Below are 20,177 nucleotides of genomic sequence, written 5' to 3'. Positions count from 1 at the left end.
CGTAGCTCAGCTTGGTAGAGCGCCTGCTTTGGGAGCAGGAGGTCGCACGTTCAAATCGTGTCGTCCCGACTTTTTTGATTAAACAGTCAATTCGTTGACTCTAGGACGCCGAGTCGGAACCACTGACTCGGCTTATTTTCGTTCTACAGCCTGACGCACACTGCTATGCCTCGGATTAACGACAACTACCTGAAACTCAAGGCAGGCTATCTCTTCCCCGAAATTGGCCGTCGGGTGCGGACATTCGCAGAAGCGAACCCGTCAGCGAACATTATCAAATTGGGCATCGGTGATGTGACCGAACCTCTGCCGCTCGCCATTCGCGAAGCGATGCATGCCGCCGTCGATGAAATGGGTTCGCACGAGACGTTTCGAGGGTACGGCCCGGAACAGGGGTACGACTTTCTCCGCGAAGCCATCGTCGAGAACGACTACCAAGCCCGTGGCGTAAACATTTCCGCCGATGAAATCTTCGTATCGGATGGATCGAAATGTGACACCGGAAACATTCTGGACATCTTCGGCCCTGATAACACCATTGCCATCACGGACCCGGTCTATCCGGTCTATGTCGACACGAATGTGATGGTCGGCAACACCGGCGAGGCGAATCAAACCGGTCAATATGGCGGTTTGGTTTACCTGCCCGTGACCGCGGAGAACGATTTCGTCGCTCCCCTGCCCGACCGCCCGGTCGATTTGATTTACCTCTGCTACCCTAACAATCCCACCGGGACGGTCGCCTCGAAAGAGACGCTGAAGACCTGGGTCGATTACGCACGTAGCAACAACGCGATCATCTTCTACGATGCCGCTTACGAATCGTTCATCACCGATCCGGAAGTTCCGCACTCGATCTTTGAGATCGAAGGTGCTCGGGAAGTTGCCATCGAGTTCCGTAGCTTCAGTAAGAAAGCTGGATTCACCGGTGTGCGGTGTGCATTCACAGTTGTGCCGAAGGAACTGACCGGTCGCACCGCTGACGGCAAGGACCAAGCCATCCATCCGCTGTGGAATCGCCGACAAAGCACGAAGTTCAACGGCGTATCCTACATCGTGCAACGCGGAGCCGCTGCCGCTTACTCACCGGATGGAAAGACGCAGATTCAGCAGCTGATCGACTTCTACATGGAGAACGCGTCGATCCTGCGCGATGGGCTGGAGAAGCTCGGCATCAATGTCTACGGCGGCGTCAATGCTCCGTATGTCTGGTTGCAAACGCCAAACAACATGCCAAGTTGGGACTTCTTCGACCAACTCCTGACGAAAACCGAACTCGTCGGAACGCCCGGTAGCGGATTCGGAGCCGCCGGCGAAGGCTACTTCCGATTGAGCGCGTTCAACAGTCGTGCGAACGTGGAAGAGGCCGTCAAACGACTCAACTCGATGTTGTCGTAATTCCACCTCGAATATCGATTGGCTCAAGGACGAGCAACCATGTCGACCATCGGCGATTACGGTGAAGCGATCATCCTGGGAATCGTTCAGGGAATTGCAGAGTTTCTGCCGATTAGTTCGTCCGGCCATCTTGTCATTATCGGCGAGTTCATCCGCAAACTGACCGGTCGCGTTATCGATCCCGAGGCCAACGTGCAACTCATCGTCGCACTTCACGCCGGGACGCTGCTGTCGATTCTGGTTGTATACCGCAACAAGTTGCTAGCGATTCTGCGGGAACGCTGGGTTCTCGTTGGTATTGTGGTGGCGACGTTGCCGCTCGTTATTATCGCACCGACACCGCTTAAAGACTTCCTCGAAGAAGGTATGGCGACACCGCTAGTTGCGGGTTGCTGTCTCTTGTTGACCGCGTTTTTGCTGCTAGTCAGCCGGTCGATGGAACGCGGCGAACGTTCATTGGAACAAATCACACCACTGCATGCCTGGTTGATTGGCCTGTTCCAACTACTCGCGATTTTGCCGGGGGTGTCTCGCTCGGGGAGTACGATTTCCGGCGGATTGATTCTCGGCTACACCCGCGAAGCGGCCGCGAATTTCTCGTTCTTCATCGCGATCCCGGCCATCCTCGGTGCTACGGTTCTGAAAGCCGCCGACATGATCCAAGGAGAAGCAACCGGCGCGAACTTCCCCATCGGACCACTCGTTGCCGGCACGGTCGTTTCGTTTATTGTCGGTTGGCTGACGTTGAGTTGGCTGCTGTCGATCATCGCTCGCGGCCGACTCCACTGGTTCGCGATTTACTGTGCCGTCGTCGGCCTCGTCACAATCGCCTGGCAACTCGCCACATAAACCACCCCGCGGTAGTGTGCCACGGCTCTGTGAGCCGTGTTACTCCAGATAGCGTTGCTTAGCACGGCTCACAGAGCCGTGGCACACGGTGTTTCGGAGTCGCGGACTCGCTACAGACCGACTGCCGCTCGTACCGTTTCGACGGCGTCGCTGCAGAGTTTTTCGGCGTCGTCTTTGCCCGGGGCTTCAGCGATCACCCGTAGAATTGGTTCCGTGTTGCTTGCTCGCACCTGGACCCAGCGATCTTCCCAATCCAACCGCAAACCATCGCCAGTTGTAGCGGAGGCATCAGGATACTCAGCCTGCAACGCGGCACACGCCGCTTCGACTTCTGTGCGGGGACACGTCAATTTGTCCTTGACGATCGTGTACTGTGGCAACGAATCCGCCCACTTCGCCACCGATTCTTTCCCGGCGGCCAAACCATCGAGGACATACGCCATCGCGAGGAAACTGTCGCGAACGAAACCGACGTTCGGATCGATCAACCCGCCATTGCCTTCACCGCCCAAGACCGCGGAAACGGCTTTCATCTTGGCAACGACATTCGCCTCACCCACATGCGATCGATGAAACTCGCAGCCGTGTTTGGCCGCAATGTCCGCGGTGACTCGACTGGTCGAACCATTGACGACAACCGGCCCCGACCGACGACTCAGCACATGGTCGGCACACAATGCCAGCGTCAGTTCCTCACCGATGTAGCGACCGGTATTGTCCACGATCGCCAGTCGGTCAGCATCGGGGTCCTGAGCAAATCCGACATCCGCCCCGCTCTGCTTCACCTGTTCACAGAACGACGCGAGGTTTTCTTTCGTGGGTTCGGGCGTATGAGCAAATTGGCCGTCGGGCGTATCGCCAAGCACTTCAAAATCACAGCCCAACTGTTCGAGCAGTTCCGGTCCGAGTACTGCACCCGAACCATGATTACAATCCAACAGCACTGTGAACTTCCGGCTGCGAATCTTCTCGACGTCGACCAATTTCAGGACGCGATCCAAATGCGGCTGACCAGGTTCCGCCAAGGATTCCACCTGCCCCAGCCCTTCGAAATTCTCTAGCCGAAACGAACTGGATTCTAAAATCTGCAGAAGTTTCTTCCCCGCAACGGCATCAAGAACCGATCCCGTGGGCAAGAATGGCTTGAGTCCATTCCACTGAGCGGGGTTGTGGCTCGCGGTGATTTGCAACCCACCTGCCGCTTGATGATGCGTGACCAACACCCCGCACGTCGGCGTCGAGGCAATCCCGGCATCCAGAACCCGACACCCGGTAGCCAACAAACCCGCGACGACGGCATGTTTCACCATTTCGCCGCTTGATCGTCCATCGCGGCTGAGCACAATCGTGCCGCCATTTGTCATCGTGCCCAGGGCCATCGCAAAGCGTGTGACATAATCCGGCTCGAGCCCGTCACCAATAATGCCCCGGAGTCCGGAGATGCTCACAATCCGTTGTGTCATTGTTGCCGCCTTTAAGATGGTGGAATTATCTGGATCGCACTGGGAACGTGCCGATTATCCACAGCTGGACATGATTTGCGAGCCTTCGGACACGAACGGTCCTTGCGAGGGAATATGTGAAAACTTGTTGAGTCTCATCGATTGCAAATTTGGAAATCTCTGGATATCGTCGACGCGTTCGGGAGTTATTCTGTCACTGTTCGTTTTCGGGAGAGTTCCAATGCGTTCGATGCTGGTTGCTGTCTTGATGCTGTTTATTGTTTCGTCAGTGCAGGCCGAGGAACCTAAGGGGAAAAAGAAACGAGGTGCGGGACGTTCGGTTCAAGCGCAGGTTTTGAAGTCGCTTTCGGATGTTGACCTCACGAAAGAACAAACGGCCAAGATCAATGCGATGGGGAAAGAAGTCACTGCTGCGATCAAGAAAGTGAACGAAGAAGCTGGCATCACTCCTGAGGTCATGAAGAAACGTGCTGAAGCGGTGAAGTCTCTTAAGGATTCGGACAAGAAGGGCAAGGCCCGTCAAGCGGCTATCAACGAAGCTGCCGGCCTCACCGAAAAGCAAACCGCTGGAATGGCCAAAGCGATGGAACTCCGTCAAAAGTTTCAACGTGATGTCATTGGTTTGTTAACCGACGAGCAAAAAGAAAAGTTGCCGCCAGCTTTGAAGCGTCTCACCGGTGAAAAGAAACGCAAGAAAGCCGCTTAAGGCCGTCTCACGACAGACGTTTCACAGAACATGAACGACACACACAAGGGTGCTCTCACGAGCACCCTTGTTCTATTTGCTGAGTTATGACGCTTCGTCATTGTTAGCGCATGGGAAATCGCAAAGTGGGATACTGGTGGTGGGTTCGGCGAGAATATCCGCCAGCGTTGTTTCTGCGAAGGCTTTCTCGACGCTCTCCAACGCGGAGTCGAGTCGCTTATGCAACGGGCAAAGATTGGTCCCGTGAGCGGCCAATTCGAGCGGGCAGGTCTTGATCCGAATGATCGGATCGACAGCATTCACGACCTCCAACAAAGTGAGTTCATCAGGGGCTTTCTGGAGAGACATCCCTCCGCCGACTCCCCGTTGAGACCGCACCACTCCGCCCCGCCCCAACGCTTGTAAGACCTTCGACAGATAAGCAGCTGGAATGTGTGTTGCGTCGGCAATCTGCACGGTGGTCGCCGCCTCCGGAGATTCACTCGCCAGAAAAACAACCGCTCGAAGCGCATATTCAACAGTCTGAGAGAACAATTTTCCCGCCCCATCTAAACTGGACATTGACATCCAGAATTAGTTGTCGTACGATTTGAGTCGCGTTTGTTAGCTTACTCAGTATAGCACTTACCACTCAGGCGGGGAGTCCCAATGCAAACCATTGATGAAGCCAAACTGGAATCTGACCTGGCGTATCGTTTTGGGTATTTGACCGAGTTCATCGGTCTGGATGCTGACGATATCGAAGCGATTCATGCCTCGGCCGCCCATCTGGCACCACTTGTTCCGGCCCTGGTGGATGCCGTCTATGTGAAACTTTTCAACTACGATGCCACCAAACGACACTTTGTGCCGCGACAATCGGGATATGAAGGCCACACCCCGGAGAGTCTCGAAGCCCTCACGCTCGACCACGAAATGATCCAATTCCGCAAGCAGCATTTGGGACGGTATTTGGAAGCCCTTGTCACCCGTCCTTATGATGCCAAGATGGTCAGCTACCTCGACATGGTCGGCAAGATTCACACGCCCAAGGCCGGTAGCGATCAACTGGACATTCCGCTGGTGCAAATGAATGCATTAATGGGATTTGTGGCCGATGCGTTTAACTCGACGATCTTCAGCCTCGGACTCGATCGTGAAACCGAAATCCGCACCATCCGAGCATTCAGCAAACTTCTCTGGGTCCAAAACGACTTGATTACCCGCCATTACCAGGCGTAAGGCAGTGGTGACCGCGACGACAAACGTCTCAGCGGGTCAGAATCTTGTGACACATCTCTTCCACAGATACGCACCCATCTTGGAAAATCACTGGCAGACCGTAAGTCTCAGCTTCGGACTTTAAGAAGTCGTTGTACCATAAGCTGCGTGCGAGAAAGTTCTGGAACATCTTCTCCGGATCAGACGATCCTTGAAGGAAGTCCGTGTTTTTCCGCTCGCGTTGTTCGAGGACTTGGGGTGCGATGTTGATCCAACAGGTACGAACAATCTCCTGGTCTAACATGGCAACCTCAGCAGGCCGGAGATGCCAACCGTCGATGACGAGCGGTGTCGTCGTCCATGCGAAATGCTTCTCGATGAGTCTTTTGACACATGGCCAAATTGCACGCTGCTGTCGTTCGGCGTCTTCACGGAAACGCTCGAAAGACGAATCCGTGAAGTATTCCAGATGACTCACCGGACTGCGGTACAAATAGAAGTCGGGATGACTTTCGGGCGTGGTGGCCGTTTTGGCGACGGTCATAAGATCGTCAATCGTCACGGACGATCCACCGATCTTCGCCGCCAATGCACATCCCAACGTCGTTTTTCCCGAACCGGGAGCCCCGCCAATTAGGTAGACTCGTGGTTTTTGCATCGGACAACCTCCGAAAAGGAGTTGCACCGTGGCTTATTACTTCTCGTCGTCAGCACAGGTCAGCGAATCGAGACTCGTCGAGTAGTCGATCAGTTCATCGGAATTGAAGTAGATGTTGATCTCTTTTTGAGCGGCTTCCGGGCCATCGCTGCCGTGAACGAGATTCATTTGACGGGACATACCGAAGTCGCCGCGAATTGTGCCCGGAGCCGATTCCCGACCGTTGGTTTTGCCCATCATTGCTCGAACGACGCTGATCGCTTCCGGGCCTTCGGCCACAATCGCCACGACCGGGCCAGACGTGATGAACTGTTCCAAGTCTGGGTAGAACGGTTTTTCGACGTGTTCGGCGTAGTGCTGCTTCGAGAGTTCCGGCGTCACTTGCAGTAACTTCAGCCCGACGATTTTCAGGCCACGTTCCTCGAACCGGGACAGAATCCGCCCGGCCAAACGACGTTCGACGGCGTCAGGTTTGATCAGAATCAGTGTGCGTTCCAAAGCCATGATGGGCATCCTTCTCAACAGGGAAACAAGCGATGAAGTTTCGCCTCTTATGAAAAGAAACTGCCCGGTGTGCAACCCGTCGGCTCTGTGGTTTCAAAAATTTTCTAGTCTCAGCGGAGCATCGACTGAAAATCGTTGAACAGATAGCGGCTATCATGCGGCCCGGCGCTGGCTTCGGGGTGGTATTGCACACTGAATGCCTGATGCGATTTATGCTTCAATCCGGCGACCGTGTTGTCGTTCAAATTGACATGGGTCACTTCGACATCATCGGGCAGCGAGTCTGCATCGATCGCGAAGCCATGGTTCTGGCTCGTGATTTCGACCCGACCGGTCTGCTTGTTGAGCACAGGTTGATTAGCCCCACGATGACCGAATTTCAATTTGAAGATCGAACCGCCGGACGCCAACCCCAAGAGTTGATGCCCTAAGCAAATCCCGAAAATCGGTTTTTGGCCGAGCAGTTCCCGAATGGTACCGACTGCGTATTCCAACGGTCGCGGATCGCCGGGTCCGTTGGAGAGGAAAATTCCATCAGGGTTCAAACTGAGAATGTCGTCCGCCGTCATCGTGCCCGGAACAACGGTCACCTTGCAACCCAGGTCTCGGAGATGACGAGGGATATTCCACTTCATTCCATAGTCGATGGCAACCACATGCGACGGATTCGTCGACTGCTCCGATGGCGGTCCACAATGCGAGAGCGGACTCAAACCTTCGGACCATTCCGACGCTTGGGCCGGCATGACCTGTTGCACGAGATCCTGCCCAACCAACTCCGGACTTTGCCGAGCTTTATTGACTAGTGATTCGTCGTCGAGATCGGTCGTGGAAAGCACGCCTGTCATCACACCGGCGATTCGCAATTTCCGCACCAAAGCGCGGGTGTCGATGCCTTCGACGCCGATAATGTTGTGCTCTTTGAGGTACTCGTCTAGCGATTGTTCCGACCGAAAGTTGCTAGGAAACCGGCACAACTCCCGGCATACGAATCCTCGGAGTGACGGCTTGGAACTTTCCACGTCTTCGGTGTTCACGCCGTAATTGCCGATTTGCGGATACGTCATCGTAACAATTTGACCGCAATAGGAGGGGTCCGTCAGGATTTCCTGATAGCCGGTCATACTGGTGTTGAAGACGGCTTCTCCGTAAGTTTCACCATGGGCTCCGAAAGCGATACCGGTGAACACACTACCGTCTGCGAGTGCCAATTTTGCGGGGTGGGACATAGCGAGGATTCAATTCATTCGTGGGCGGGAAATGCATCGGTGACGTTCGACGCACGGCCGTTGCTGCAGGCCACACAATGGCCCCGTTCTTATCAAAGCCGTCGCGCAAAAGAAAGAGACCGCCTCGAAAGACGGTCTCCTTCCCGCATTCAACAACTGATTCGTTCAGTATTTGACTAAGCTTGGTCCTGGCTGACGACGAAATCGTCGAAGCGGAACTCATCGGTGCTCGGATCACTCAGGGTCTCGAACAGTTCGGTGATCACGCGATGGAAGTGGTTTTGGCGGACCGAATAGAAATTATGTTTGCCGTCGCGTCGGGCTTCAATCAAGCCGGCGACACGCAACAGAGCCAAGTGGTGGCTCACTGCGGGTTGACTTTGGCCAAGTCGTTCACACAACGCGGTTACGTGGAGTTCACCTTCACGGGCGAGGTATAGCAAAATACGCAGACGCGTTTCGTCTGAGAGCAATTTGAAGATCTGGACGAGATCTTTTTCAAGTTGATCCGGCAACTCTGGAAAGCGAGGAGCCGTTTTTTCTTCAATTTGTTCTACAGTGTTTGTCATCATGAGCAGGTTTTCGCTTTCTTGAAAAGAGCGATTGGGTGTGAGTGGATGCGTCTCACACGCGGTTGTGGTGTCACCGAGGTGACTCTCCAGGGTTAAAGGGGAACGGTTGCTTCACTCGGTGCTAACCGATGTACGATCCGCGCTGTGCGTAAACGCTTCGTTTGATTGGAACGAATTCAATTCGCCAGTTCAGGTCGACATGCCACACCCTCCCCGTCATTAGAGAGACGTCCATCCCCGTCGCCGGTTCGGGACGCAGTCCAAAAGTGTCTGTTGTAGCTCGTTGCTTGCCGAAACAGTGAAGCTAGAAATGAGTCATGCCGACCTTGCACGAGGCATCCGAATGTGGCTCGTACAAATCCGACAATGGTTGCTTCAATAGGCAGTTGAATGATGAGATGAGAAAAACCAAAAAAGCGGGAATTTCGCGTAACCAAACGTCTTTTACCCGCACGGTCATATCGATGAGCATTATTACGGTGGTAGAACCAATCGTCAACGACTTTCATGAGAATTTGATGCGAAGTTCCTAAGTACAAACCGACGAATAGGTTATGACATTCGTTTTGTAGGGAGTTTCCCCAGTTTTTCCTGGGATTGCCCAGGATGCATCGAAAATGTCCTTGGTATCTCCAAGCCGCCAAACGATTCCCAAGACGCGGAGGGCTTGGAGGATCTGTTGTGAAATGTCTTCGTCGAAGCCGGAAAAAATGGAACTCAAATTTCGACAACGCAGTATGGTTGTTGTACGATCAATGTAGAAACCGAGTACTCAACCCATCGATCACTAAAGGTGTTCGCCGTGAATAAGATGAGTTTTACTGCCGTCTCGCTGGTGGCCGCGATCCCGGCGGGACTTTTGGCATATTTGCTGGTTATGACGATTCTTCAAGACCCAGGTTTCGACAAACTCGTCGGATTTCTGCAAATTGTAGTAGTACTCTCTCTGGCGGCCGGTGCTTGCATCGCATTGTTGCCGATTGGCATCTTGCTGTTCTTCCACCACTCACCTGCGACACAAGCCGTTGCCGCATCGCCTGGCGCGGGAACACGTGCTCGGAGTGAAGATTCCTTGGAAACCGCCGCCATCGACCAGGACGAACTCGAAGACGCCCTCGAGACGTTTGATGATGACGGATTCGACGACGACGAAGGCTTCGGCAGTAGTGTCGTCGATGAAGAGTTCGAACCGGAACACGACGACTTCGGCGACGAAGGCTTCGGTAGCAGTATTGTCGATGAGGGTTTCGACCGCTCCGAACTCGATGAAGATTTCGAGGGAGGCGACAGCGTGGTCGTCGAAGACGAATTCGAAACCTTGGATGATTCCGTCGAAGGAGATTTGTTCGACGCCGACGACGACGGCTTCGATGATTTCGACTTCGATGACGACGACGACAAGAAGTAAGCCTTTGACGCTTACAAACCTAACATCTGAAACCGCCGGCACTTGTGTCGGCGGTTTTCTTTTGGTCGAGCAGTAAGTCCCATCGAATTGCCGACTGCCCAGAGAGCGATCTCCAAAAAACTTTGCGCGCCTTAACCTCAAACAAAATAAAGAGTTAAGACGCAAAGCGACACAGGCGTGTTGTTTTTTTTGAACAGTGTTGCTCCAACGCTTCAATCGCGACTTACATTTGGGGTGTCAGCGTTTATGGGCTGATATTCCCTGATTCAACAATCCCCCTCTGGGATCGGCAATTCGAAAGAAAACGCAATGAAGAACCTCTCCTTGGCTCTACTTCAGGATGAAGCTGGTTTTGTCGTATCGAGCGAACTGGTACTGGTGGCCACGATTTGTGTGCTCGGCTTGATCGTTGGCCTGTCGGAAATGGCCATCGGCGTGAATGAAGAGCTTGAAGACGTCGGTTCCGCCGTGGGCTGTTTGAATCAGACCTACGAATTCGCCCTGCCACACGGCGCCAAAGGCTGCGGAACCGGTAGTGCCTTCTACGACGGCTTCGACGAAGGCGATTCTCAATACGATGTCAATTGTAACGGCGTCCCCCAAGCCGAGTTTTAATCGTCTGATCGTCGAAACGGGGAGTGACTCGAAGACCAATTCGGCAAGAACACTTGGTCATTCATGAAGATCGACGACAACAGATGGAGAACAGCGACGACTGAAGAAACGACCTGTTCCTCCATCCTCGACAATGAATTCAACTTTCCTGTCACCAATAATGAGGCACCACATGAAACTATTGACCATGTTCTGGGCTGACGAGGCGGGCTTCGTCGTCTCAGCCGAATTGATTCTGATTTGTACGATTCTCGTGCTCGGGTTAGTCGTCGGCTTGGCCGAGGTTGGCACCGGTGTCAACGAGGAAATGGAAGACGTCGGCAGCGCGATCGGCAGCATCAACCAAAGCTACTCGTTCACCGGTTTCACCGGATTCAAAGGCTGCTTGTACGGCTGCGAGTTCTACGACACCCAAGACGACGGCGACAGCGAATACGACGTCAACTGCAACGGCGGCGCACAGGCGGAATCCAGCTACTACTAAGAGCCGCTGCGAACCGATTCAACTCAAAGAGAAGCCCAGGAACTTTCCTGGGCTTCTCTTATTACGAACGATGTTAAAAACGGAGCGGGCCGATAAGCCGGGTTTTGTCGTGGACGACCATTTCTCTACGACGACGGTTACCCGCCGCCTCTAGCAACCGACCCGGACGTGATGACGTAGCGAGCCGCTGCGTGGAACCGAAGTTCCTCCGCCCTGCTTGGTTTTGCTCCCGGTGGGGTTTACCCTGCCAGTCTTGTCACCAAGACCGCGGTGCGCTCTTACCGCACCTTTTCACCCTGACCTGTGCCGACGGTTCGAGAACCATCGGCCATCGGCGGTATGTTTTCTGTGGCACTTTCCCGGTCCTCGCGGACGGTGGGTGTTACCCACCACCGTGCCCTATGGAGCCCGGACTTTCCTCTCCGGCTTCGACATCGATCATCCGAAGATGACAACGAAAACCGAAACCGCAGCGGTCGTCTGGCCCACTCCGAATCGCATTGTAGAGATCTCACTCTCAAGATTCGACAACAAACCACCGGCCTGGGTTCACTCGGCTAAGGGAATCAGTCGTCCAGCCGAAAACCGATTTTGATCGTCGCTTGCCAGTGCGCAACTTTATTGTCTGCAATATCGCCTCGGATTTCGGATAACTCGAACCATTTCATCTCACGAACCGACTGCCCGGCTTTGGCAATCGCGTTTTGAACGGCTTCTTCGACGGATTTGGGCGAGGTACCGGTGAGTTCAATCTTCTTGTAGATGTGTGCATCCATTGTGCTTGCTGGAGTCCTCTGTTCATTCAATGTTCCATAAACGAGTGCGGTCAAATAGACCGCGTCAGTCAAAGCACTCCATGCAGTCCGTATGCCGAAGCAACACTAGACCGGATTTCACCACGATTGTCGTCGAGACGAGTGATCATGCGGCAAAATCTGGGCGATTGCTAACCAACCTGCCCGTCAACGAACCAATCCGTCAAAGTGGTTAAGAAGGCTTCCATGAGACCGCGTGATAAGCTTTCAATCGCTTGACGAATCGTTTCGCACTCTCCGCGAACAACAATTGCCCCCGTTTTCGAGCCGATGTTTTCAGCGTCTCGCGACGGGCGATGATGCCCTGCTTGATCGCGTTCTTGACTTCCTTTCCTTCGAACTCGTCCGGCAGTCTTGGCAGAGTCTCCATGAGGACGGCCAAGTCGTGATCGTCACCGAGATCGTCCGCCAATCGATCAAGCTCGGAACTCCGAGCGTTCATCACGGGCTTCCAAAGCGTCCGTAAGAGTCGCGTATGATACCAGTGATACTTGGCCCGTTTTCGCCATTGGTGCCAATTCTCGTCGGTTGGCTTTTCGAACGCTGTCTGCATGGATTCACGGGCGCGGTCATAGGTTTTGTGAACACCGTCCCAGACTGTGTCGAAGGATTCCTCGGAAAAACTCCAACTCGACACAGATTTTCGGTGTTTCTGCAGACGTTCTCGCAATTCTGCTAGCAGGGCTTCCAAGTTGACCTCGTTGGCCAACGTTCGACGCCGATCTTCGAGTCGCTCGCGTAAAAGCCCGAGTGTTTCAAGATCAATCGACGAAGCATCCTGCTTTTCGAGACGTTTGACAGTCTCGATCAATGTTTCCGCATCGCGAATGTCAGCAAACTTCCGACCGGCATCACGGAACCAACGGTTTTCTTTCCGATACTGTTTACCCATCGCCGATCGTGTCAGTCGAATTAACCCCCGGAGTTTCTTGAAGCGTTTGCGGACCTGATGAACGGTATCATGTCGGTCACGATTGGAATCGTCGATTTCGCGAATGGCTTTTTCGATTTGTTCATCGGCGATACGTCGGACGGCCTGGGGAACCGACTCCCCGATCTGAAGGCGATAGCTCATCGGTCAAATACTCCCTCGCATTTGCTCGAAAATAGACACAACGCTCTAGCAGAGCAGATTTGCTGCCGTTTGGCAAAAACCCGTTGCCTTTCCTGCTTGGCACGGAATCTGTTACAACTGAACGTGAATGAGTTGAAATCCCTTCAGTGGTATGACCTTGCCACATATTAATCCCGGGATTTTGATTCGCCGCTGAAAATCTCAACTCTCCGGAAGGACAAACAATGATGCGATTTGGAACCGGCTTAATCGCCGCTTTGATGTTGGTCGGTAGCGTACAGGCTCAAGATGCCGCCGCTCCTAAAGCCGGCCTGGAAACCAACAAACAAAAAGTCAGTTACGCCGTCGGCCGTAGCATTGGTCAAAACTTGTCCCAACGCGGTGCCGACTTCGATCACAAAGCCTTGTTCAAAGGCATTCAGGAAGCTTTGGCCGGCAAAGACTCCGCACTGACCGACGAGGAAGTCGAAGTCGCTTTTCAGGCGTTCCAAGACGAGATCGCAAAAGCAGCGTTGACCAAAAGCGAAGCGTTTCTTGCAGAGAACGCCAAGAAAGAAGGCGTGAAAGTCACCGAAAGTGGCCTGCAATACAAAGTGCTCAAACCAGGAAACGGGCCGAAACCAGAGGCAACGAGCGTTGTCGAGGTTCACTATCACGGAACGCTGCCTGATGGCACCGTCTTCGATAGCTCTGTCAATCGGCAACAAACAGCGAAGTTTCCGGTCAATCGCGTCATCAAAGGTTGGACCGAAGCTCTGCAAATGATGGGAACCGGAGCCAAATGGCAACTGGTCATCCCGCCGGATCTGGCATACGGTAAAGCGGGTTCCCAAGGTGCAATCGGCCCGAATCAGGTGTTGATCTTCGATGTCGAACTGCTTGGAATTGAACCTGCGGGAGCCGCTCCGAACTAACCATTCGTTGCATTTCCGAAGCCCTGGGCCATCACACCTGGGGCTTTTTTACGTTTGGAGCCTCTCTTTCGATGAATCCCCAAGCCGCCTATTTGCATGTGCCCTTTTGCGTGCATCGTTGCGGCTATTGCGATTTCACCGTGGTCGCCGGTCGCGACGATTTGATTCCCGCGTTTCTCTCAGCGATGGAACGGGAATTGTCCTCGTTGGAAACTCCGCGACCGGTCCAAACACTGTTCCTTGGCGGCGGCACTCCAACCCATCTGCCACCCGCTGCGTTGCAACAATTCCTTGAACTGGCAACGAAGTGGTTTCGACTGTCGCCCGATGGAGAGTTCTCCGTCGAAGCCAATCCCGCCGATCTCACGGACGAGAAAATCGCCCTGCTTCAGTCTGCGGGCGTCAATCGTGTGAGTCTCGGGGCACAATCGTTCGATACCGCCGCCCTCACCGTGCTCGAACGCGACCACTCCCCCGAACGCATCATCCAAGTCGTGCAATCATTGCTAGCCGTGGGGATCGAAAATGTCTCGCTGGATCTGATCTTCGGCGTACCCGGTCAATCGTTGGAGTCTTGGCGAAACACGCTTCAACAGGCGATTTCACTCGAACCAAAACATATCTCGACCTATGGCCTGACGATCGAAAAAGGCACTGCCTTCTGGAACCGTGTCGCCAAAGATCAGTTGCGTCCCTTGCCGGATGAACTGGAACGCGAGATGTATGCGACGGCGATGAGTGAACTCTCTGCAGTGGGTTTCGAGCAGTACGAACTCTCGAATTTTGCGCAGCCCGGGTTTGCGTCTCGTCACAATCAAACGTATTGGCGTGGTGACGCCTATTACGGATTCGGTCCCGGTGCGGCTCGGTATCAGAACGGCACCCGCGAGACAAACCACCGTAGCGTATCGACATGGTTACGACGAATCATGGCCGGTGAATCCCCGATTATGGATTCGGAAACACTCTCACCCGAAGACCGAGCGCACGAACGATTGGCGTTAGGTCTGCGGATGATGGCGGGGATCGACATCATCGAATTTGAAGCGTCGACCGGATTTACCATCGGGGAACTGGCGGGGGATTCCATCGCCAGGCACGTGACGAATGGATTGCTCGAATTCCACGACGGTCGACTGCGACTCACACGCGAGGGTCGATTTGTCGCCGACACGATCACGGTCGATTTATTATAGTCATATCGCAATTCGCCGTTGGATGGAGCCTCGTCAACAATCCGGCTATCATAGGAGATGAAACAACGATTACGACTTGAGGATTAGAATCTCATGGAACAATGGCCAATTGGCGTGTTTACGTCCGTCGACGCGGGTTTGGGAGTTCACCTGGATGTGGCTCAGGAACTAAAGATTCCCACCGTTCAGATTCACGCACCGCATCACGAAACCCGCACCGAGTTGGCGGCACAGGATTTTCTGAATCGCTGTGAAAAAGCGGGGATCAAAATCACGGCGGTCTTTGGCGGATTCGAAGGCGAAAGTTACGCCGACATTCCGACCACGGTGAAAACCGTGGGTCTCGTCCCCGAAGCCAGTCGCGCCAGCCGCGTGGCGGAAATGAAAGAAATTTCCGACTTCGCCCGCAGCTTGCAGTGTGACACCGTCGCGTTGCACATTGGTTTCGTCCCGGAAGACCGAGAAAGTGCCGAATACAAATCGCTGATCGAAGCTACGCGAGATCTGCTCGATCACATCAAAGGCAACGGGCAACAGCTGAACTTGGAAACCGGGCAGGAAACCGCCGATCACTTGCTTGAATTCATCAGCGATGTCGATCGTGATAATCTCTTCATCAACTTCGACCCGGCAAACATGATTCTCTACGGCACGGGCGACCCGATCGCGGCGTTGAAGAAAGTCGCGAAGTACGTCCGTAGTGTGCACTGCAAGGATGGCACGTGGGCCGCTGAAGGCAAACGGGGTGAGGAATGGGGGACGGAAGTGCCGCTTGGTCAAGGCGACGTCGGCATGGAAACGTATCTGCGGACACTCAAGGAAATCGGTTATACCGGTCCGCTGACAATCGAACGAGAAATCGCCCACGATCGCGAACGACAGAAAGCCGACATCGGCGAAGCGGTCAATTTGCTCAACGATCTCAAGCAGAAAATCCTCGGATAAAAAGGTGATCGGAATGGGGACCGAACTTCTCGCTCTTGCTGCAGGGTTCGTGACCGGGAACATTGTCGTCGCGATGATGTTCCTTTCCGATCGAGGTCCTTGTTTTTGTACCTGTCCGTCATTGGTTGGATGTATTGATCGTTGCGTCCATAACCGGATGGTGCCGCATCCGACAGGGTTCGCGGCACTCGATTTGCTGTCTTATCCTCCGGCCGCCGGGTTCGGTGGTCACTTATTGATATGCCACGGACTCGACATCACGTCTGGGAACCGTTTAGAGTGGCTCAGCAAACGAAGGAATCCAAAATGTCTTTATTCGCTCATGAAGGTGCCCCTGGTGATCCGGTTGGTCGGGCGGTCGCTGCGTTCGATCGCATGAGTCAAGCCGAAGAAGCCGTCAAATCGCTGGCGAAAGCCGGTTTTTCAGACGACGAAATCCATTATCTGCATGGTCAACAGGATGCCAGCCAGATTGATTCCTCACCACATTGGTTTGCCGATATCGATGACGAAATCGAATGGTATAAACGAAAACTCGAGAGCGGTGGCAGTGTCGTTTCCGCCCCGGCTCACGGAAAAGAAGCTCTGAAACAGGTACACGATATTTATCTCGAAAGCGGCGCACGCATGATGACCCACTTCGGCAACTGGGTCACCGAAACCGAGAACCTCGACGAAGAACGTTAACGATGAAAACCGGCAAAGAGTGGATATGGTACTCGTTGCTTGTCGGGGTTCCGGTTGGAGTCGCGTTGCTGTTGCCGATCATGCAAGTGCTTCGCAATCTCTGACTAAGACCTACGACTTACAACGGACCAACACTCATGAAAGCCGCCTTTATCACCGAAACGGGTGACCCCGAAGTCATCCAGTACGCCGACCTGCCAGACCCCCAACCTGGACCGACCGAAGTTCTAGTTCGCGTGGCAGCGGTGGCGGTCAATCCGATCGACACCTATCTCCGCAGCGGTGCAATCCAACTGGAACTCCCTTCGCCATACATCGTTGGATGTGATTTGGCAGGGACAATCGAAGCCGTTGGCGATGAAGTCGAATTGTTCCAGGTCGGCGATCGTGTGTGGGGTAGCAATCAAGGTTTGATGGGTCGACAAGGAACATTCTCTGAGTTAGCCGCCGTCGATGAAAAGTGGCTGTACCCGATTCCCGACGGCATGGATGAGAAGACCGCAGCCGCCGGGGCGTTGGTGGGCATCACTGCTCACTTGGGATTATTCCTCCACGCGAATTTGCAACCCGGTGAGTTGGTCTTCGTGAACGGTGGGACTGGTGGTGTCGGGGCGTCGGTCGTGCGACTGGCGAAAGCGTCGGGAGCCAAGATCATCGCCACTGTTGGCAGTGAAGAAAAGAAACAGCAATGCCAGGATCTGGGAGCTGACATCGTCCTGGATTACCGCTCATCGACGCTCGATGATGACATCCAGTCTGCTGCCGAGAAGAACGGTGGCATCGACGTTTGGTGGGAAACGCAACGTGAACCCACGCTCGAACGCACTATCGGCATGATGAAGAAACGCGGCCGCGTCGTGATCATGGCTGGTCGCGATGCCCGGCCCGATTTGCCCATTGGACCGTTCTACACCAAAGATCTGAAACTCGTTGGTTTCGCCATGTTCAATGCGACACCGGAAGAACAACGCGTCGCCGCCGAACACATCAATCGACTCTGGCTGGGTGGGCATTGGTCCGCCAGCGTCGGTCAGGTCTTCCCCCTCGCCGAAGCCGCCGCCGCTCACCGCCTGCAAGAAGAAAACACCCTGCAAAAAACCGGCACCCTCCAAGGCAAAATCGTGCTGGAACCTTGATGTCTGACTGAGGTCGACGTCAATCGGTCTTTATCTTAGAAGAACTCGCTGGCCGTCTGGCCAGACTTCCACGAGTCGATAAGGATACGATAGGTCAGTGTTTTCGAAGACAAAAACCTTCGGCAGTTGTTCGATCGCAATTTGCAGATTTTTACGCGTGCGTTCGAACCGGCTCCGAAGTTTCTCGTCGGGCACATCGTGACCTCCCTGAGCCACACGCATGGAAACTCGCTGAATCGAGGTTTCCACATTCGTAATTTGAATAAAAATCACTACGACGTGATACCCGGCCGCAACAGCATCCTTAAGGAACTGCACTTTCGCCCCGACAGGATCGGAAAACACAGTCTCGAAGACGAAGCTCTCTCGGTTGGCTACACACGAACGCCGAATGACGTCCGCCATATTTGCAGCATCGTAGGCATCGATGTTCAAACACGCAGAGATATCGTCGGCGTTGATAAAAGGTAAACCTGTGTCAGCAAGATGGGATTGATAGAATGTTGATTTGCCGGCACCGTTGGAACCAGCAATCGCAATAATGGCCGGACGCTCGTCGAGAAGCGAAAAATCCATCTTATTCAGTGACTGCGATAAATTGACGATTCTCGAATCGGCCAGTCGTCCGTGTACCGTCTTGATCAATCCGAATAATCAAATCCGAAGACCCTGGTACGGCTTCAAAGTGAGGAAACGCTCGCGATTCCAGATACGTTTTGACTCGCTGAAGCCCCTCATCCGTATCGACGGTGGCCATCGCCTCCGATAGCAACCGTGGTTCATGGTTCGACGGGTCGAAAGACAAAACAGGTGCGAGTATGCGTCCTAACCGTGCCCATGCTTCGATTTGTTCCGCTGGAGAACGCTGTGCGAGTTCAGCGGTCTTGCGGGCTTCTGCGACAAGCTGTTCAGATAACTCGACAGTTTCGGACATCTCAAGATTCCTGTTTCAAGCCGGCGTCACTCGTTTGAATCGGTTGGGCTGTGATGAATTCTATGCTTCGCACGCAACGTGAGACACTCTTGGCCGCCAAGTTCATAATCATGGCAGATTTGCGGTCGCCATTCGTAATGTCGACAGCTCTTGGTCTGGTCATCGTACCATAAACACTGTTCCTGTGGTTCCTGCCCGCGTTGTAGGCCGAGGAAGTGGCGGTCCAACTCGTCGGCTAACTCCTGCGGAAACCCCGCGCGACGGTACGGGTGCGGTCCGCGGAGACGGGGCATCGATCGCAGCAACATGGCCGGCGAACCGATGCCCTGACAACACAATCCGCAGTCGCTGCAGGAATCCACAGTTAGAATCGGCAGTTGATCGCCACCGGACTCGGGTCCACCGGTCATTTCTTATCTTTGTCGTCTGGTTTTTCTTCGGCCTTTTTCGGCTCCTCTTTCTTCGGCTCCTCTTTCTTCGGCTCCTCTTTCTTCGGCTCCTCTTTCTTAGGCTCCTCTTTCTTAGGCTCTTCTTTTGGTTCTGGTTTTGGCTCAGCGAGGGATAGGCCGCGGATCACGACGACTTCCGGCAAGACTTTCTTCAGGGTCTCGACGCCAGCGTCGGTCACTTCCGTCTGCCAGAGGTACAGTTTCTTGAGAGACTTCACACTTGCCAAGTGCGGCAAACCGGCATCGGTGACTTTGGTGCCATAGAGATTGAGGTACTCCAACTTCTCCAATTTCGCCAAATGTTTGAGACCTTCGTCTCCGACAGCAGTTTTCTCAAGGTGCAACCGTACGAGTTCCTGAGCATTGGCAATATGAGCCAACCCGGCATCGGTGATCGCGGTACCCCGCAGGTTCAGAGCGTACAACTTCGGCATGTTCGCCAAGGGGGCCAGTTTCTCGTCTTTGACTTCTCCATCGGCCAAGTGATACGCAACATCCAGCCGGTTATCGTTTTGCGCGATTTCCATCACGCTGCCGCCGGACTGACGAACTTGCTCGATGGCCTGTTTTTCCGCCGCCGAATGTTCAGACGATTTCTCGTCCGCGGCCTTCGCGGGAGCAATCGTAACAGCCAGTAAAAGAGCTGAAAGCCACATGAGTCGCATGATGTTTCCTCCTCAAAATCAGTGTGGGACCACATTGCGTTTTTCGTGTCCGCAGTGAACGCGGCAACTTCGACGTAACCTCACTCCCGCCGGTCAGGATGCCTCTCGCGGGAGTCGGAAATCTGTCTTTGGATGACCGAAGTGTAACGTACAGTCGACCGTGCTTTCCACCGCATCAAGAAACTCCGATTGAAACCAACACGCCTACAGAACTGGTCTCGCGGCGTTCGCCGGGATTCGCTACCCTTCGCGCCCCAAGAGATCGGAAACGGACT

Annotated in this window: 24 protein-coding genes and 1 other RNA gene; 12 read left to right on the top strand and 13 right to left on the bottom strand. The window is 54.0% G+C overall.

Annotated features, from left to right (window positions below):
* Positions 1-165: 165 nt before the first annotated feature.
* Positions 166-1,398 carry an LL-diaminopimelate aminotransferase gene (locus tag AC5DDB_RS14835; protein ID WP_491740510.1) on the top strand — a complete coding sequence of 411 codons (1,233 nt, stop codon included), beginning with the start codon at positions 166-168 and terminating at the stop codon, positions 1,396-1,398.
* A gap of 39 nt (positions 1,399-1,437) precedes the next feature.
* Complete coding sequence (locus AC5DDB_RS14830) at positions 1,438-2,247, top strand: undecaprenyl-diphosphate phosphatase (protein WP_491740509.1); 810 nt, start codon at positions 1,438-1,440, stop codon at positions 2,245-2,247.
* A 110-nt stretch (positions 2,248-2,357) separates the two neighbouring features.
* Here the strand turns inward: AC5DDB_RS14830 and glmM are convergent, their stop codons facing one another.
* Positions 2,358-3,710 (bottom strand): phosphoglucosamine mutase, encoded by a 1,353-nt coding sequence (gene glmM / locus AC5DDB_RS14825; protein WP_491740508.1) that lies wholly within the window; start codon positions 3,708-3,710, stop codon positions 2,358-2,360.
* Positions 3,711-3,930: 220 nt separating this feature from the next.
* Between glmM and AC5DDB_RS14820 the strand changes: the two genes are divergently transcribed.
* Positions 3,931-4,416 (top strand): Spy/CpxP family protein refolding chaperone, encoded by a 486-nt coding sequence (locus tag AC5DDB_RS14820; protein ID WP_491740507.1) that lies wholly within the window; start codon positions 3,931-3,933, stop codon positions 4,414-4,416.
* Between the two features lie 84 nt (positions 4,417-4,500).
* Here AC5DDB_RS14820 and AC5DDB_RS14815 read toward each other — a convergent pair whose 3' ends face one another.
* Positions 4,501-4,950 (bottom strand): RrF2 family transcriptional regulator, encoded by a 450-nt coding sequence (locus AC5DDB_RS14815; RefSeq protein ID WP_491740514.1) that lies wholly within the window; start codon positions 4,948-4,950, stop codon positions 4,501-4,503.
* A 114-nt stretch (positions 4,951-5,064) separates the two neighbouring features.
* Between AC5DDB_RS14815 and AC5DDB_RS14810 the strand changes: the two genes are divergently transcribed.
* Complete coding sequence (locus AC5DDB_RS14810; protein WP_491740506.1) at positions 5,065-5,637, top strand: protoglobin family protein; 573 nt, start codon at positions 5,065-5,067, stop codon at positions 5,635-5,637.
* Between the two features lie 28 nt (positions 5,638-5,665).
* Here AC5DDB_RS14810 and AC5DDB_RS14805 read toward each other — a convergent pair whose 3' ends face one another.
* The 4 genes from AC5DDB_RS14805 to AC5DDB_RS14790 form a co-directional block, all read right to left on the bottom strand.
* Positions 5,666-6,274: a zeta toxin family protein gene (locus tag AC5DDB_RS14805; protein WP_491740505.1), complete on the bottom strand. Its 609-nt coding sequence runs from the start codon at positions 6,272-6,274 to the stop codon at positions 5,666-5,668.
* 36 nt (positions 6,275-6,310) lie between these two features.
* The gene (gene ndk / locus AC5DDB_RS14800; RefSeq protein ID WP_491740513.1) at positions 6,311-6,772 is read right to left on the bottom strand and encodes a nucleoside-diphosphate kinase; all 462 of its coding nucleotides are present in this window, start codon (positions 6,770-6,772) and stop codon (positions 6,311-6,313) included.
* A 116-nt stretch (positions 6,773-6,888) separates the two neighbouring features.
* On the bottom strand, positions 6,889-8,007 hold the full coding sequence (gene carA, locus AC5DDB_RS14795; protein ID WP_491740504.1) for a glutamine-hydrolyzing carbamoyl-phosphate synthase small subunit: 1,119 nt from the start codon (positions 8,005-8,007) through the stop codon (positions 6,889-6,891).
* A 176-nt stretch (positions 8,008-8,183) separates the two neighbouring features.
* Positions 8,184-8,579: an ArsR/SmtB family transcription factor gene (locus AC5DDB_RS14790; RefSeq protein WP_491740503.1), complete on the bottom strand. Its 396-nt coding sequence runs from the start codon at positions 8,577-8,579 to the stop codon at positions 8,184-8,186.
* Between the two features lie 802 nt (positions 8,580-9,381).
* Here AC5DDB_RS14790 and AC5DDB_RS14785 point away from each other — a divergent pair.
* From AC5DDB_RS14785 to AC5DDB_RS14775, 3 genes are all read left to right on the top strand, one after another.
* Entirely contained in the window at positions 9,382-9,987 is a 606-nt protein-coding gene (locus tag AC5DDB_RS14785) for a hypothetical protein (RefSeq protein WP_491740502.1), read from the top strand.
* 309 nt (positions 9,988-10,296) lie between these two features.
* Positions 10,297-10,602: a branched-chain amino acid aminotransferase gene (locus tag AC5DDB_RS14780; RefSeq protein WP_491740501.1), complete on the top strand. Its 306-nt coding sequence runs from the start codon at positions 10,297-10,299 to the stop codon at positions 10,600-10,602.
* Between the two features lie 172 nt (positions 10,603-10,774).
* Positions 10,775-11,086: a branched-chain amino acid aminotransferase gene (locus AC5DDB_RS14775; protein WP_491740500.1), complete on the top strand. Its 312-nt coding sequence runs from the start codon at positions 10,775-10,777 to the stop codon at positions 11,084-11,086.
* 77 nt (positions 11,087-11,163) lie between these two features.
* Here the strand turns inward: AC5DDB_RS14775 and rnpB are convergent.
* The 3 genes from rnpB to AC5DDB_RS14760 form a co-directional block, all read right to left on the bottom strand.
* Positions 11,164-11,578: RNase P RNA component class A (gene rnpB / locus AC5DDB_RS14770), an RNA gene on the bottom strand.
* 74 nt (positions 11,579-11,652) lie between these two features.
* Positions 11,653-11,862, bottom strand: a complete 210-nt coding sequence (locus AC5DDB_RS14765) for a dodecin (protein ID WP_491740499.1) — start codon at positions 11,860-11,862, stop codon at positions 11,653-11,655.
* Between the two features lie 211 nt (positions 11,863-12,073).
* Positions 12,074-12,976 carry a CHAD domain-containing protein gene (locus AC5DDB_RS14760; protein ID WP_491740498.1) on the bottom strand — a complete coding sequence of 301 codons (903 nt, stop codon included), beginning with the start codon at positions 12,974-12,976 and terminating at the stop codon, positions 12,074-12,076.
* Between the two features lie 224 nt (positions 12,977-13,200).
* Here AC5DDB_RS14760 and bamJ point away from each other — a divergent pair, with 224 nt between their 5' ends.
* From bamJ to AC5DDB_RS14735, 5 genes are all read left to right on the top strand, one after another.
* Positions 13,201-13,890 carry a BamJ family beta-barrel-assembly machinery protein gene (gene bamJ, locus AC5DDB_RS14755; RefSeq protein ID WP_491740497.1) on the top strand — a complete coding sequence of 230 codons (690 nt, stop codon included), beginning with the start codon at positions 13,201-13,203 and terminating at the stop codon, positions 13,888-13,890.
* Positions 13,891-13,961: 71 nt separating this feature from the next.
* A complete protein-coding gene (hemW, locus tag AC5DDB_RS14750; protein ID WP_491740496.1) occupies positions 13,962-15,086 on the top strand; it encodes a radical SAM family heme chaperone HemW in 1,125 nt (374 codons plus the stop codon).
* Between the two features lie 93 nt (positions 15,087-15,179).
* Positions 15,180-16,031 carry a sugar phosphate isomerase/epimerase family protein gene (locus AC5DDB_RS14745; protein WP_491740495.1) on the top strand — a complete coding sequence of 284 codons (852 nt, stop codon included), beginning with the start codon at positions 15,180-15,182 and terminating at the stop codon, positions 16,029-16,031.
* 306 nt (positions 16,032-16,337) lie between these two features.
* Positions 16,338-16,718: a hypothetical protein gene (locus tag AC5DDB_RS14740; protein ID WP_491740494.1), complete on the top strand. Its 381-nt coding sequence runs from the start codon at positions 16,338-16,340 to the stop codon at positions 16,716-16,718.
* A gap of 137 nt (positions 16,719-16,855) precedes the next feature.
* Entirely contained in the window at positions 16,856-17,854 is a 999-nt protein-coding gene (locus AC5DDB_RS14735; RefSeq protein WP_491740493.1) for an NADPH:quinone reductase, read from the top strand.
* A 30-nt stretch (positions 17,855-17,884) separates the two neighbouring features.
* On the opposite strand, the gene AC5DDB_RS14730 is transcribed toward AC5DDB_RS14735, so the two are convergent.
* The 4 genes from AC5DDB_RS14730 to AC5DDB_RS14715 are packed head-to-tail and all read right to left on the bottom strand — an operon-like array spanning position 17,885 to position 19,902.
* Entirely contained in the window at positions 17,885-18,430 is a 546-nt protein-coding gene (locus tag AC5DDB_RS14730; RefSeq protein ID WP_491740492.1) for an ATPase, read from the bottom strand.
* A 1-nt stretch (position 18,431) separates the two neighbouring features.
* Positions 18,432-18,788, bottom strand: coding sequence for a TA system antitoxin ParD family protein (locus AC5DDB_RS14725; protein WP_491740491.1), 357 nt, complete (start codon positions 18,786-18,788; stop codon positions 18,432-18,434).
* 26 nt (positions 18,789-18,814) lie between these two features.
* On the bottom strand, positions 18,815-19,198 hold the full coding sequence (locus AC5DDB_RS14720; RefSeq protein WP_491740490.1) for a YkgJ family cysteine cluster protein: 384 nt from the start codon (positions 19,196-19,198) through the stop codon (positions 18,815-18,817).
* Positions 19,195-19,902, bottom strand: a complete 708-nt coding sequence (locus tag AC5DDB_RS14715; RefSeq protein ID WP_491740489.1) for a hypothetical protein — start codon at positions 19,900-19,902, stop codon at positions 19,195-19,197. Before AC5DDB_RS14715 ends, AC5DDB_RS14720 begins: the two co-directional genes overlap by 4 nt.
* Positions 19,903-20,177 lie beyond the last annotated feature (275 nt).

It is taken from the genome of Thalassoroseus sp., from assembly GCF_984380535.1.
Note: the sequence above shows the minus strand (reverse complement) of the source record. Positions and strands in the feature narration are given on the sequence as shown.

Coding starts and splice junctions, on each gene's coding strand:
- AC5DDB_RS14810 (WP_491740506.1), top strand. CDS start 5,065: ATGCAAACCATTGATGAAGCCAAACTGGAATCTGACCTGGCGTATCGT.
- AC5DDB_RS14820 (WP_491740507.1), top strand. CDS start 3,931: ATGCGTTCGATGCTGGTTGCTGTCTTGATGCTGTTTATTGTTTCGTCA.
- AC5DDB_RS14790 (WP_491740503.1), bottom strand. CDS start 8,579: ATGATGACAAACACTGTAGAACAAATTGAAGAAAAAACGGCTCCTCGC.
- AC5DDB_RS14765 (WP_491740499.1), bottom strand. CDS start 11,862: ATGGATGCACACATCTACAAGAAGATTGAACTCACCGGTACCTCGCCC.
- AC5DDB_RS14740 (WP_491740494.1), top strand. CDS start 16,338: ATGTCTTTATTCGCTCATGAAGGTGCCCCTGGTGATCCGGTTGGTCGG.
- AC5DDB_RS14805 (WP_491740505.1), bottom strand. CDS start 6,274: ATGCAAAAACCACGAGTCTACCTAATTGGCGGGGCTCCCGGTTCGGGA.
- AC5DDB_RS14715 (WP_491740489.1), bottom strand. CDS start 19,902: ATGCGACTCATGTGGCTTTCAGCTCTTTTACTGGCTGTTACGATTGCT.
- glmM (WP_491740508.1), bottom strand. CDS start 3,710: ATGACACAACGGATTGTGAGCATCTCCGGACTCCGGGGCATTATTGGT.
- AC5DDB_RS14730 (WP_491740492.1), bottom strand. CDS start 18,430: ATGGATTTTTCGCTTCTCGACGAGCGTCCGGCCATTATTGCGATTGCT.
- AC5DDB_RS14780 (WP_491740501.1), top strand. CDS start 10,297: ATGAAGAACCTCTCCTTGGCTCTACTTCAGGATGAAGCTGGTTTTGTC.
- bamJ (WP_491740497.1), top strand. CDS start 13,201: ATGATGCGATTTGGAACCGGCTTAATCGCCGCTTTGATGTTGGTCGGT.
- AC5DDB_RS14735 (WP_491740493.1), top strand. CDS start 16,856: ATGAAAGCCGCCTTTATCACCGAAACGGGTGACCCCGAAGTCATCCAG.
- AC5DDB_RS14760 (WP_491740498.1), bottom strand. CDS start 12,976: ATGAGCTATCGCCTTCAGATCGGGGAGTCGGTTCCCCAGGCCGTCCGA.
- AC5DDB_RS14720 (WP_491740490.1), bottom strand. CDS start 19,198: ATGACCGGTGGACCCGAGTCCGGTGGCGATCAACTGCCGATTCTAACT.
- carA (WP_491740504.1), bottom strand. CDS start 8,007: ATGTCCCACCCCGCAAAATTGGCACTCGCAGACGGTAGTGTGTTCACC.
- AC5DDB_RS14775 (WP_491740500.1), top strand. CDS start 10,775: ATGAAACTATTGACCATGTTCTGGGCTGACGAGGCGGGCTTCGTCGTC.
- hemW (WP_491740496.1), top strand. CDS start 13,962: ATGAATCCCCAAGCCGCCTATTTGCATGTGCCCTTTTGCGTGCATCGT.
- AC5DDB_RS14830 (WP_491740509.1), top strand. CDS start 1,438: ATGTCGACCATCGGCGATTACGGTGAAGCGATCATCCTGGGAATCGTT.
- AC5DDB_RS14725 (WP_491740491.1), bottom strand. CDS start 18,788: ATGTCCGAAACTGTCGAGTTATCTGAACAGCTTGTCGCAGAAGCCCGC.
- AC5DDB_RS14745 (WP_491740495.1), top strand. CDS start 15,180: ATGGAACAATGGCCAATTGGCGTGTTTACGTCCGTCGACGCGGGTTTG.
- AC5DDB_RS14835 (WP_491740510.1), top strand. CDS start 166: ATGCCTCGGATTAACGACAACTACCTGAAACTCAAGGCAGGCTATCTC.